7 protein-coding genes are annotated in these 13,395 nt (G+C 42.8%); 4 read left to right on the top strand and 3 right to left on the bottom strand.

Features of this window, described 5'->3' with window-relative positions; translation table 11 throughout:
- Nucleotides 1–652: 652 nt before the first annotated feature.
- The gene (locus tag B4G94_RS13565) at nucleotides 653–2,113 is read right to left on the bottom strand and encodes a glutamate synthase subunit beta (RefSeq protein WP_286859526.1); all 1,461 of its coding nucleotides are present in this window, start codon (nucleotides 2,111–2,113) and stop codon (nucleotides 653–655) included.
- Between the two features lie 17 nt (nucleotides 2,114–2,130).
- The gene (gene gltB / locus B4G94_RS13560) at nucleotides 2,131–6,645 is read right to left on the bottom strand and encodes a glutamate synthase large subunit (protein ID WP_286859524.1); all 4,515 of its coding nucleotides are present in this window, start codon (nucleotides 6,643–6,645) and stop codon (nucleotides 2,131–2,133) included.
- A gap of 305 nt (nucleotides 6,646–6,950) precedes the next feature.
- Between gltB and B4G94_RS13555 the strand changes: the two genes are divergently transcribed.
- The 4 genes from B4G94_RS13555 to B4G94_RS13540 all read left to right on the top strand — a co-directional run bounded on the left by B4G94_RS13555 (nucleotide 6,951) and on the right by B4G94_RS13540 (nucleotide 10,721).
- A complete protein-coding gene (locus tag B4G94_RS13555) occupies nucleotides 6,951–8,048 on the top strand; it encodes a mandelate racemase/muconate lactonizing enzyme family protein (protein WP_286859523.1) in 1,098 nt (365 codons plus the stop codon).
- A gap of 257 nt (nucleotides 8,049–8,305) precedes the next feature.
- Nucleotides 8,306–9,286: a deoxyhypusine synthase family protein gene (locus B4G94_RS13550; RefSeq protein ID WP_046674101.1), complete on the top strand. Its 981-nt coding sequence runs from the start codon at nucleotides 8,306–8,308 to the stop codon at nucleotides 9,284–9,286.
- Between the two features lie 126 nt (nucleotides 9,287–9,412).
- On the top strand, nucleotides 9,413–10,060 hold the full coding sequence (locus B4G94_RS13545; RefSeq protein WP_286859521.1) for a hypothetical protein: 648 nt from the start codon (nucleotides 9,413–9,415) through the stop codon (nucleotides 10,058–10,060).
- Nucleotides 10,061–10,145: 85 nt separating this feature from the next.
- Complete coding sequence (locus tag B4G94_RS13540; RefSeq protein WP_108635957.1) at nucleotides 10,146–10,721, top strand: non-canonical purine NTP diphosphatase; 576 nt, start codon at nucleotides 10,146–10,148, stop codon at nucleotides 10,719–10,721.
- A gap of 98 nt (nucleotides 10,722–10,819) precedes the next feature.
- Here B4G94_RS13540 and B4G94_RS13535 read toward each other — a convergent pair whose 3' ends face one another.
- Nucleotides 10,820–13,324 (bottom strand): OstA-like protein, encoded by a 2,505-nt coding sequence (locus tag B4G94_RS13535; RefSeq protein ID WP_286859519.1) that lies wholly within the window; start codon nucleotides 13,322–13,324, stop codon nucleotides 10,820–10,822.
- Between the last annotated feature and the right edge of the window lie 71 nt (nucleotides 13,325–13,395).

The raw sequence follows: 13,395 nt of genomic DNA, 5'->3' as shown, positions 1-13,395 counted from the left end.
ACTGTGTTTGGATGGCGTAGAGCTTGATTTTAGATGGTCTGGCTGGCTAGCCTGAACTTAAGGGAAAAGTGTATCCCCCTGAGGGGAAAGTAAATTCCCCTAGGAATTTTTTGAAATCTCTTAAGGGAAAAGTGTATCCCCCTGAGAGGAAATCAAATTCCCCTAAGAATTTTTTGCAAACCCTTAAGGGAAAAGTGTATCCCCCTGAGGGGAAATCAAATTCCCCCAAGAATTTTTTGCAATCCCTTAAGGGAAAAGTTTGTCCCCTTGAGAGGAAATCAAATTCCCCTAAGAATTTTTTGCAATCCCTTAAGGGAAAAGTTTATCCCCTTGAGAGGAAATCAAATTCCCCTAAGAATTTTTTGTAGTCCCTTAAGGGAAAAGTGTATCCTCCTGAGAGGAAAGTAAATTCCCCTAGGAATTTTTTGCAATCCCTTAATGGAAAAGTGTATCCCCCTGAGAGGAAATCAAATTCCCCTAAGAATTTTTTGTAGTCCCTTAAGGGAAAAGTGTATCCCCCTGAGAGCAAAGTAAATTCCCCTTGGAGTATTTTGCGTTCCCCTGAGGGAGATTTTCAGTAATGGGCGCGGATATCCTCATATAACAAAAGCACCTTAAGGTGCTTTTGTTATATGAGGATTATTATTTATAATTATGCTTGTTGCGTAGCCAAGAAATCCTTGCTTTCAAGTTCGGAATACCCCATGAGGTATTCGTCTACTTTTCGTGCGCACTCCCGGCCTTCAGATATCGCCCAGACCACCAAGGATTGCCCTTTGCGGCAGTCACCCGCTGTGAAGATATTTTCCACTGAAGTTTGGTAATCTTTGTCGTTTGCCAGGATATTTCCTTTTTCATCCACACGTACACCGAGCTGCTCCAGTAGTCTTTGCTCGGTATGTTTGTAGCCAATAGCCAATAAAACAAGATCGGCAGGAATTTCCCGAACTTCGGATTCGCCCAGTCTCGTACGGCGACCAAATTCATCGACTTCGTATTCAACTTCTTTAATTTTTACCGCTTTGACATGGCCATTTTCGTCGTGAACAAACTCTTGTGTTTCCGTTGCCCAAAGACGTTCACAGCCTTCTTCTTGTGAAGAGGAGGTTCCGAAGGTCACTTTGTCCATCGGCCAGGGATTGTTTCTTAAACGCTCTTTTGCAGGTGTTGGTTTACGGGCGATCTGTGTAATACTTTTGGCCCGGTGGCGGTTGGAGGTACCAATGCAGTCCGAACCTGTATCACCGTCGCCAATCACGACCACATGTTTATCTGTCGCTAAAATACGTTCTTGATCAATGCTGATGCCACTGACTTCTTTGTTCTGCTGTTTTAAGAAGTCCATGGCGAAATGGATCCCTTTGGCTTCATGTCCGGGCAACTGCATGTGCCAGGGGACGGTCGATCCAGTAGCCAATACTACGGCATCATAAGCTTTCAATTCGTAAAAGCTGATGTCTTTTCCTACCTCCGTATTGACGCTAAATTCGATCCCAGACTCTTTCATTAAATTAATCCGGCGGTCGATAACAGACTTCTCCAGTTTGAAATCCGGAATACCATAACGGAGTAAGCCGCCCACCTGATCGTCACGTTCAAAAACAGTGACGTCATGGCCCGCTTTATTCAATTGTGCTGCGGCAGCGAGTCCAGCTGGCCCGGAACCGACCACGGCAACACGTTTGCCCGTTTTTAAATAGCTCTTATGGGCCTTTACATAGCCTTTTTTGAATGCAATCTCAATGATATGCTTTTCAATTTCCTCGATGGTGATCGGTGTGCTATGGATGCCCAATACGCAGGCCGATTCGCAAGGAGCAGGACATATTCTACCTGTAAATTCAGGAAAGTTGTTGGTCGAGGTCAGGATCTGATAAGCCTCTTCCCATTTACCGTCGTATACGGCATCGTTGAATTCAGGAATTACATTGCCCAGTGGACAGCCTGAATGACAAAACGGAATACCGCAATCCATACAACGCGCGGCCTGTTTATTCAGCTCATTCTCAGAATATCCTTTATTAAATTCTTTGAAGTGCTGCACACGGCCTTCAACAGCTTCTTTTGTTGGAAGCACGCGCTCAAATTCTTTAAAACCTGTAATTTTTCCCATGATCTGTGCTTCCTATTTTATGCTTCAACTAATTTTTGACGAATGACATTTTTATATTCCCTAGGGAATACTTTAATAAATTTATTTTTCTCGCGGGCCCAGTTCTGTAAGATGAAATCTGCTCTACGGCTATTGGTCAACAATACATGACGTTTCAATAGGGCAATAATTGCTGTTTCATCTTCACTTTCCAATGGATCCAGGTCCACCATCTCCTGATTGCAGTTTTCGCGGAAATCATCATTGATGTCATAAATCCACGCAATACCACCGCTCATTCCGGCTGCAAAATTGCGTCCTGTCGCGCCGAGGATCAGTGCCCGTCCACCCGTCATATATTCACAACCGTGATCGCCTACACCCTCAACGACAGCAGTAGCTCCGGAGTTACGCACAGCGAAACGTTCGCCTGCCTGGCCATTGACAAATAGGTGTCCTGAAGTGGCTCCGAATAGTGCGACGTTGCCGATAATGATGTTATCTTCAGGTACAAGGGCACTTTCCGTTACCGGATAAATGGCCAACTGTGCACCTGATAAGCCCTTACCAACATAGTCATTGGCTTCGCCCTGCAATTCAAAAGAGAGTCCTTTTGTTGAAAATGCACCAAAGCTCTGACCTGCCGATCCTTCAAATTTGAAATTGACCGTGTTATCCGGTAAGCCTTCAGAGCCGTATAATTTGGAGATCTCGTTGGAGAGCATTGTTCCGATGGTACGGTCGGTATTTTTTACTTTGAACGTTCCAAAAACCGGTGTTCTGCTTTCCAACGCTAGTTTGGATTGTTTCAATAATCCCCAGTCCAAAATCATGGCCATGCCGTGATCCTGCTCTTCTGTATTGTACAACGATTGTCCGGGTTCATTGCGCTCAACATGGAGAATATCTGTAAAGTCGATTTTCTTTGCTTTCCAATGGTCGATGTTCTCCCGTTTTTTGAGGAACTGAGCACGGCCTACCATTTCATTGATGGTGCGGAAGCCGAGGTATGCCATGGTCTCGCGTACTTCTTCGGCAAGGAAAGTGAATAGGTTGACGATATCTTCAGGTTTTCCGGAGAAAAGTTTGCGCAATTCAGGATCTTGTGTGGCTACACCGACGGGACAGGTATTTAGGTGACATTTGCGCATCATGATACAACCTCCAGCAACCAAGGCAGCTGTGGAAACACCCCATTCTTCGGCGCCTAAAAGTGTTGCAATAACGATATCGCGACCTGTTTTTACCTGACCATCGGCCTGTAAGACCACACGGCTACGCAGCTTGTTTTTCACAAGCGTCTGATGTGCTTCGGCAAGGCCCAGTTCCCAAGGTAATCCGGCATGTTTGATCGAACTGATCGGTGAGGCACCTGTTCCGCCGTCAAAACCTGCGATGAGGATAACGTCAGCATGTGCTTTAGCAACACCGGCGGCAATCGTTCCTACACCGGCTTTAGATACCAATTTGACATTGATCCGCGCTTGGCGGTTCGCATTCTTCAAATCGAAGATCAACTGTGCCAAATCTTCGATGGAATAGATGTCATGATGTGGTGGCGGGGAAATCAGACCGACGCCTGGTGTAGAGTGTCTGGTTTTCGCAATCCAGGCATCCACCTTCGGCCCCGGTAATTGACCACCTTCACCCGGTTTAGCACCCTGTGCCATTTTGATCTGTAATTCATCCGCTTGTGTCAGGTAATTGGAGGTGACACCAAAGCGCGCAGAAGCGACTTGCTTAATTGCCGAACGCATGGAATCCCCATTTGGAAGAGGTTGATAACGCAATTCATCTTCCCCTCCTTCACCGGTGTTAGATTTTGCGCCGATGCGGTTCATGGCAATGGCAAGGGTACTATGTGCTTCGTGGGAGATAGATCCAAAGGACATCGCTCCGGTAGCAAAGCGTTTTAGTATTTCACTTGCCGGCTCAACTTGCTCCAATGGAATGGAATTGCGATGTTTAGCAAAATCCAAAAGTCCACGAAGGGTAAACATATGTTCTTTCTGTTCGTTGATCTTGGTTGCATACTTTTTATACGTGGCATAGTCTCCGGTCCGGCATGCTTGCTGCAATAAGTGAATGGTATCTGGATTCCACAAGTGACCTTCGCCACGACGTTTCCATTGATAGATACCACCTTCTGGCAGAAGATTTTGTGGTGTACGGCTTTTTTCAAATCCACGCCAGTGTTTAGATAAAGCCTCTTTGGCCAGATCATCCAGTGTCATACCACCGATACGGGATACTGCGCCACAGAAGAATTTATCAACAACAGATTTGTCGATACCAAGTACTTCAAAGATTTGTGCTCCGTGATAAGATTGCAATGTTGATATCCCCATTTTGGAGAAAATTTTCAACAAACCGTTGTTAACTGCTTTTACGTAGTTTTTGGATAGCTCAGGCCAGGTAAGTTCGGTATCCAAGGTGTTTTGTTCCTTCATGGTACGGATACTTGCCAGTGCCATATACGGGTTGATCGCTGTGGCACCAAAAGCCAATAGGCAGGCGAAGTGGTGTACTTCCCAAGCATCGCCGGCTTCGACAACTAGTCCTACAGCACCACGGTTACCGGTCTTGATCAAGTGGTGGTGAACTGCTGATACAGCAAGCAAAGAAGGGATTGCCGCATGTTTGGAATCTATCGCGCGATCCGAAAGTATCAATACCTGAAAACCATCACGTACAGCGTCATCGGCATATCTGCATAGACGCTCTAAACCTGCTTCCAGCGAACCCGGCTTTCCGTCTGAACGGAAATAGGACTGAATGGTTTTTGCCTGAAACAATCCGGTATCAATAGAACGTAATTTTTCAAGTTCTTTGGATGTTAGGATCGGATGAGGTAAGGTCACGCAGTGACAGAATTTTTTGTCCTCGATCAGGATGTTGCCTGCATTACCGATAAAGGTTGCCAAGCTCATAACCAAACGCTCGCGGATCGGATCGATCGGTGGGTTGGTTACTTGTGCGAAAAATTGCTTAAAGTAACTTGAGATATGTTGTGGCTGATCGGAAAGAATAGCGAGCGGAACATCCGAACCCATCGAACCAGTTGGTTCGTATCCGGTCAATGCCATTGGCGTCAGGATTGTTTCGAGGTCTTCTCTGGAGAAACCAAATGTCTTCTGATATTTGAAAACGGATTCTTTGGAAAGATAGGTATAGGTGACACGAGGTTCTTCCAGTTCTTCTAGCTTGATTTTATAGTTGTCCAACCAATCGCTATAAGGTTGTTGGTTGATCAATTGATCTTTTACTTCATCGTCTGTTAAGATGCGGCCTTGCTCCATATCGACGAGAAATATCTTGCCTGCCTGTTGGCGGCCTTTTTTAATAATGGTAGATTCTTCGATCGGAAGGGCGCCGGCTTCGGAAGCAACGACAACACGGTCATCCGAAGTTACAGCATAACGTAATGGGCGTAAACCGTTACGGTCTAGTGTTGCCCCGATATGTTTACCATCGGTAAAACATAGTGCTGCAGGTCCATCCCAAGGCTCCATTAAGGTTGCATGGTATTCGTAGAATGCACGTTTCAGTGGATCCATTTGGGTATTACCATCCCATGCCTCAGGTACCAACATCAACATGACGTGTGTCAGGCTACGGCCACTGTGTAAAAGCAACTCGGCAACATTGTCAAGACAGGCTGAATCCGACTGGCCCCGATCAACGATAGGAAGCAGGATTTCCATTTCGTCTTCGGTGAAATAAGGTGACGAAAGGGCACGCATTCCAGCGTAAAACCAATTGAGGTTACCTGTTAAGGTGTTGATTTCACCATTATGGGCCAACATACGGAACGGTTGTGCTAGTGACCAGGAAGGAAAAGTATTGGTCGAGAAGCGTGAGTGTACCAATCCAAACGCGGATACCACACGAGGATCGCGTAAATCAAGGTAATAGGTGCCGACTTGGTATGTTGTTAATTGACCTTTGTAAATGATAGTTTTGCAAGAAAGTGATGCAAAGTAAAGTGGGAGAGGGTATTCTTGTTGCTGTTTAACTTTTTGAATGATCAGGCGACGTAGAACAAAAAGTTTGCGTTCAAATTCTTCTGTGTTTGAAACGCCGTCCGGTCTGCTAACAAAAAATTGGACGATTTCAGGTTCGGCACTGAGCGCTGTTGGTCCAATACCTTCACGATTGACTGGTACTGGACGGTAGCCAAGGAATTTCATACCCCTTTCGGCTGCCGCTTCCTCAATCAAGTCCCGACATATTTTGTTCATGTCTTCTTCTTTTGGAAGAAATACCATTCCTGTTCCATAATATCCCGGTTCCTCTAACTGTATTCCTAAGCTGATACATTCTTCCCACAAAAATTCGTGTGGCAGCTGAATCATGATACCAGCTCCGTCTCCACTTTCGGGATCACAACCACAGGCACCACGATGCTCCATGTTCTCCAACATGGTCAAGGCGTCTTTTACTTGTGCGTGTGATTTATTCCCTTTAATATGGGCGACAAAGCCTACTCCACAGGCGTCATGCTCAAAATTAGGGTCGTAAAGGCCCTCCGTTTTCGGTCTTTGTTGAATCATCTTTCCTTTTCAAATATTATACATTGCTAATATAGGAATAAAAATGAATAAAATTATAAATATTCTAATAAAAATGTGATTGTTTTGATTTTATTGTTTCTTTTTAATGTTTTTGTTATGGATATTGTATTTATTGTTTTGTTGTGTTAACACGCTTTTTCGATCCTCAAATAATGCATCATTTGGCGATAAATTTTTATTGGATATGGAAAAAGCATCGTGGGATTGCAATAATATGTATAAATTAGGCAAAGAATTGCACAACGTTTGTGCACTATCAAAATGACTTAATTTATAGACAGAAGATGAAAATAACTGAAATTGAGATATACCGGCTCAGCATTCCGATGGAACCATTTGTTATTGCGACCGGAACCATGGATTATGCTCAGAATACTTTTATACGTGTATATACCGATACTGGAATCTACGGTGTCGGTGAATGCTCGGCATTCCCCATGATTGTGGGAGAAACGCAGGATACCTGCCTGGTTTTGGCTCGTGATTTTGCCAAGATCTGGAAAGGAAAGGATCCGCTGGCCATCGCCGAACGACTGGCTGAACTGGATTTGTATATTGCAGGAAATCGAACGATCAAATCTGCTTTTGATGTCGCATTGCATGACTTGGCGGCCAAACATGCTGGTTTACCTCTTTATCAATTTTTAAAAGGAACCACAAGGGAGATAACCACGGATATAACGCTGGGTATAGCGTCTCCAGAGGAGATGGCAATGAAAGCTAAGCGTCTGCAGGATGAGGGGGCAGTTATGTTGAAGGTCAAACTGGGAAAGGATCCGAAAACAGACGTGGCTCGTATCCGTGAAATTCGTAAAGCGGTCGGATTTGAGATGCCTATTCGGATTGATGCAAACCAAGGCTGGTCTTACGAAGAGGCAGTGGAAGCCTTACAAGGCTTAGAACCGTTTAAAATTCAATTTTGTGAGCAGCCTATGCGGACCTGGAATGATGAACTGTTACCTCAATTGCGCACAGAGACGATCGTCCCAATTATGGCTGATGAGTCTGTCTATTCGCATCATGATGCGGAACGACTTTGTAAATCAGATGCCTGTGATTACATCAATATTAAGTTTTCGAAATCAGGGGGGATCCAAGAAGCTTTGAGAATTAATAACGTTGCTGCGGAATATGGTATTAACTGTATGATCGGTGGGATGTTGGAGTCTCGTTTAGCATTAGCCGCTAAAGTCCATTTCGCCTATGCGGCTCCCAATGTCAAATTCTTTGATTTAGATACCTGCATGGTTGGGCACCTAGAGGATCCGGTCATCGGGGGGATTCAATATGACGGATACAAAATCCATATATCGGACGAACCGGGGATTGGCGCAGATATAGACCAGGCATTTCTGGATGGCTGTGAAAAATGGGTGATTTAACTTATATAAGGAAGATATGAATAGTATGAACTGGGGGATAGGCGCTCAGGAGATTGTCGTCCTTATTGTTATTATCATTTTCTTAATGGCTGCATATTTCTTTTTCTCCAAACTGTTAAAGAAGTAAAATTGGCTATTTTTTTACATTTGTTAAAAAATAAGCCGCCAATAGCTGTTTTGGTGGGAGAGGAAGCCTAAAATAGATAATATTCAGTACCTTTGCGGTACTTATTATTTTATAAAAGTTAGAAAATATCATGAGTACTCAAAAAGGACCTATTTCTCAATTTATTGAGCATAATTACCGTCACTTTAACGCAGCGGCATTAGTAGATGCTGCAAAAGGTTACGAGGAACATCTTTTGGATGGTGGAAAAATGTTGATCTCCCTAGGAGGCGCAATGTCTACTGCTGAATTGGGTGTTTCTTTGGCAGAAATGATCCGTCAAGATAAAGTACACTTTATTTCTTGTACTGGGGCTAATTTGGAGGAAGATGTGATGAACTTAGTTGCTCACTCACATTACAAAAGAATTCCGAATTATAGAGATTTGACAGCGGAACAAGAAAGAGAATTATTGGATAATCACTACAACCGTGTAACAGATACTTGTATTCCGGAAGAAGAAGCTTTCCGTCGTTTGCAGAAACATCTTGAAGATGTGTGGCATGCTGCTGAAGCGAAAGGTGAGCGTTACTTGCCACATGAGTTTTTGTATCAGGTCGTTAATTCTGGTGTATTGGAGCAATACTATGAAATTGACCCAAAAGATTCATGGATTGTTGCTGCTGCGGAGAAAAATTTGCCTATTGTATGTCCGGGATGGGAAGATTCGACTACAGGTAATATCTTCGCGTCAAATGTGATCAAGGGTAAATTGAAAGCGAGCACCGTTAAATCGGGTATTGAGTACATGATTTATTTGACGGAATGGTACCGTAATAATTCTGCAGGTAAAGGTGTTGGTTTCTTCCAGATTGCCGGTGGTATTTCCGGTGATTTCCCGATCTGTGTCGTTCCAATGATGTATCAAGATTTGGAGTGGGAAGAAGTACCTTTCTGGGCTTATTTCTGTCAAATTTCTGATTCAACGACTTCTTATGGGTCTTACTCCGGAGCGGTTCCAAATGAAAAAATCACTTGGGGTAAATTGGATATTGATACACCTAAATTTATTGTAGAATCTGACGCGACAATCGTAGCGCCTTTGATTTTCTCTTATATCTTAGGGCATTAATCTTTTTTATAGAGAAAGGGGAGTGAGGAACAAAGAATTTGGCTCAGGCAAGTTCTTTATTCCTTGCTCCTTTTCTTTTATTCTTTTCTTGTTTATCTTTACTTTCCACTATTTCTTTTTCAGACGATGAGCAATTTAACAACAGATAATCCGGTAGCCCTTCAAGCCTTAATGGATGAAACTATTTTTTCTAATGGGTATGATTTCCGGTCGGAACCGGAAGCTGTAGCCAAAGCAAAGGATACGGAATATGTCGCTGTTGGAATTCCCTCGGTTGATCAATTCGCTACGCCAGTTATTTCAGACAAAAACATTGAATCGAGTACGCTAGGGAGCGGAAAAGATCAAAAGGGTAGCGGCAATGCACTGGAGGTGTTTGGCGGAGAATTTATTTATCAGGGCAACAAAGATCAGGGGATACTCTTTATTCTGCGTTATGTAGCATATCCTTATTTTTCTCCAGCAGCAGGTGAAGCATTTGAAAAAACGATTGGTGCTTTAAAGTTAACGAAGGAAACTGTGGCGGTGGTCAATTTAGCCAATGCACATAATCCCAACGATTTTAAGCGGATTATGGCTTTTTTTGAACCAACAAAGATTATTCTATTGGGTGTGGAGCCCGCATCCTTAAAGCTTCCTCCGATCGAACACAATTCTTATATGAAAGGGCGCATAGCCACGGTGTTCAATACCTTTAGCTTTGAGGAGATGTTTGCCGATATCAATAAAAAGAAACTGTTCTGGAACGAGTTTAAAACATTTATAGCTTCTTGATTTCAAAAAGCTATATAGCCAATCAGAATGCTTGCCACCTTTCTAAATAAGATTTTTTACTTTTGGCAATATAAAATTGAAGAAGATGCTAGAACTTGTATTTGCAACGAATAATGCCCATAAATTGAACGAAGTTCAGGCAATAGTGGGAGATGCTTTTGTTATTAAAAGTTTAAACGATATTGACTGTCAGGATGATATACCGGAAACCGGGGTAACATTTGAAGAAAATGCACAGCAAAAAACGGACTATTTGGTCAACAAATATGGGCTTTACTGTTTTGGTGATGACTCGGGCCTGGAAATAGATGCCTTAAATGGTGAACCGGGAGTGTATTCGGCACGTTATTCGGGCTCTAGGGATATGGAAAAGAATATTGATCTTGTGCTGGAAAAATTAGGCGATAATCCAAACCGTACGGCTAGATTCAAAACCGTTATTTCGTTATACCTGAATGAACAACAGCATTTTTTTGAGGGAAGTATCGAAGGCCAAATCATTAAAGAGCGTAGGGGAGTGGATGGATTCGGTTATGACCCGATTTTTATCCCTGATGGCTACAACACAACTTTTGCTGAGATGAGCGCCCAAGAAAAAAACGCGATCAGTCATCGTGCGATTGCTGTCGGCAAGCTTGCTGAATATCTAAAAACAAAATAATGCTTAGGCGCAATTTTAGTTGATAAACTTTATCCTTTACGGTAAACACAAACGGGGCAAAANNTTTTGCCCCGTTTGTGTTTACCTTTTTATATGGTCTATTTCGTCTCTTTCTTTTTGGACGTTTGGGTGCTATCTGGAGCTGCTCCTGTCAACGGTTTTAAATTCGTTGAATCTCGTTTTACAGCTGTTTTATCGGTTGTTGGCGTAATGTCTTTTTTTACTTGCGGCTTAGCCGTTGTTGCTTCGGGGCTTGTTGCTTTAGGCGTACTGCTGGTTTTATTCGAAACAGCTTTTGCTCCGGCTTTCGTGTCATTCCCTTTCTTCTCCTGACCCTGCTTATCCTCTTTAGGCTTGGATTTCATTTTCCCATTTTCCTCCGTTTCTTTTTCTGTCGGAGCGGTGAAAGATGACTTGGAAAGGTCACGTTTTCTATTTAATAGATCCGCTTTCGATTTAGGACGGTCCTCAGGACGCCATGTAAAGTTTGGCAGAAACTCTTTGTCCGCGGTAACCTCTGCTATCGGATAGACCTTGCCATCGACTTTTCGGATGGAAACGTATTCTTTGAGTTTATTGTCCTCCATCAGAATTTTGAAACGGCTGCTTCGGTCATGAACGAGTTCTGTGGTTACATTCGTTTTCTCGTCGATATTATAGAAAATGTTTTCAGCATTTCCATCCACAAAGAGGCGTTCCATCCGGTTATTGGTAAAGAAGCTGGTAATTTTTCTTCCTTTGATCTGATTGAATTTTAATGAATCGCTTGTGGCATTGACCATAAATGCATTTCCGACTAAAAGGGAATTGTCCAGTTTTTGATTTTTGACCTGCAAGAAGATTGTATCGCCGGATATCTGCGAATTCTCAGCCCACATCATCGGTTTTCCCATCAACCTAAACATCGAATCCTGCATACCATAATACATGGAATCGGCAACCGCCTGCAGATCGGATTTGAATAATCGGGCATTATAGTAGGCTTTCAGAATTCTCGTTTTTGCGGTATCCTGAGCCAAAGAATCTTTTTTCCCGCCTTGCGCATTTTTCAATGCGGCACCCATAATCTGATCCGATTCCCCGCCTTTCGGGATGATTGCTTTTTTGCGTAATACACTATCGGCTTTCAGATTTTTTTCAATCTCAATCCGATTTTGATCACCTACGATCACCGGTTGTTTCTTTGCAATATTCTGCCTTTTAGTGATGGTAGTATCTGCTGATTTTTTGATTTCCTTGCCAGGGGTGGGTTGTTTGATTTCCTTCTTATGTAGGCTGTCTATACCTTTTTTTAAGCTATCGGCTGCTTGTCGTAAATCATTGGTTGAATCTATATCGGTGGACGTAGAATCTGTATCACCATAATCGACCTCATTGTCTTCTTCAATGGCTCCCCCTTCTCGATCTAATTTAAAATCCCGTGCGATATAATCTCGCCGGAAGATCATCTGTGAGAATAGGGTGTCGGCAGTCATAAAAACAGAGTCCATCTCGGAATTTTCTTTTAGTTTCTCATCCTTGCCGATGAAATTCTTATTTTCCGCTACGGTCTTCTTAGGGTCCTTATCGGTGACAAGCGCTGCTTTGTTATTTTTTTCCTTGTCTTTCTGGTCTTCTTTTTCAGCTTTCTTTAATTCCTTTGCTTCTTTTTTCAGTTCCTTTTCAGACTTTTTCTGTACAGGTGAGAACGAGGAGACAGAATCTTTTTTGGTCGAATCCTTTTTTACCACCGAAACCACCAAGGGTTTGTCTGTCATCGTGATGGATTCATTTTTTCCATTATAGAGTCCATATCCACCATATGCATAGAATTTGTCCAATGTGTCCACAAAGACAACATTTTTCACGGCTTTACCGATGCCAACTTGTCTATCGTAGAAAAGACTATCTCCTTTTAGGAATTTGGTGCCTTCTGTATAAAGGTTGTTCTTAGAAAAATAGGCCTGACCGGTAGCCATATGATAACGGCCTTTTTCCGTATACAGATTTTCGCCTTTATTCCCTTTCATATTTGTAGGGCCGTAGAAATCTGTTATTCGGGTGTTGCCATTGTATTTCATGGAGTCTGTATAGACTTTTACATTCGTCGATCGGACAACAACTTTTTGGTTAAAATAAGATTCGCCGGTATTTTCGAAATAGGTTGCGCGCTGGCTGGTGATCGTGTCACTTCCGGAGAGAATACGTCCACCGCTATAGTAATTTCCAATTTTACTACGCATATTATAAACAAGATGATCGGTGGTCAATATTGATCCGCTGGTACTGACCATACGCACTGCTCCGGTTAATGTCGCTAATTGCATGGCTGCTTCATAATGCAGCTTATTGGAAAATATCTGTGTGCCATCAGGTTGGGTGATGATTACATTTCCATAGGCCTCGAAGAATTGTCGACCCAGTTTATCATTATGTAAATACCCACTGTCAGAGGATAAGGTCGAACCAACATGTTCATATACGGGACGGTAGAAAACGACGTTGCCGTTCTTTCCAGTAATAATATGCGACGAAGAAAGTAATTTTAATTCGTCCTGTTTCTGGGCTTGCACCGTCAAGCCAGTTAAAATTAATACAATCAGGGTAAAAATGTATTGTCTCACAAGGGCAAAAATATGGATTTTAATTGCTACTTTATTGGATTTCACAAATTTTAAGATGTGAATTTATCATT

Origin of the sequence: Sphingobacterium sp. UBA7625, from assembly GCF_002484085.1 — a bacterium.
GTDB classification, from domain to species: domain Bacteria; phylum Bacteroidota; class Bacteroidia; order Sphingobacteriales; family Sphingobacteriaceae; genus Sphingobacterium; species Sphingobacterium athyrii.
Note: the sequence above shows the minus strand (reverse complement) of the source record. Positions and strands in the feature narration are given on the sequence as shown.

Coding starts and splice junctions, on each gene's coding strand:
- gltB (WP_286859524.1), bottom strand. CDS start 6,645: ATGATTCAACAAAGACCGAAAACGGAGGGCCTTTACGACCCTAATTTT.
- B4G94_RS13540 (WP_108635957.1), top strand. CDS start 10,146: ATGCTAGAACTTGTATTTGCAACGAATAATGCCCATAAATTGAACGAA.
- B4G94_RS13555 (WP_286859523.1), top strand. CDS start 6,951: ATGAAAATAACTGAAATTGAGATATACCGGCTCAGCATTCCGATGGAA.
- B4G94_RS13565 (WP_286859526.1), bottom strand. CDS start 2,113: ATGGGAAAAATTACAGGTTTTAAAGAATTTGAGCGCGTGCTTCCAACA.
- B4G94_RS13550 (WP_046674101.1), top strand. CDS start 8,306: ATGAGTACTCAAAAAGGACCTATTTCTCAATTTATTGAGCATAATTAC.
- B4G94_RS13545 (WP_286859521.1), top strand. CDS start 9,413: ATGAGCAATTTAACAACAGATAATCCGGTAGCCCTTCAAGCCTTAATG.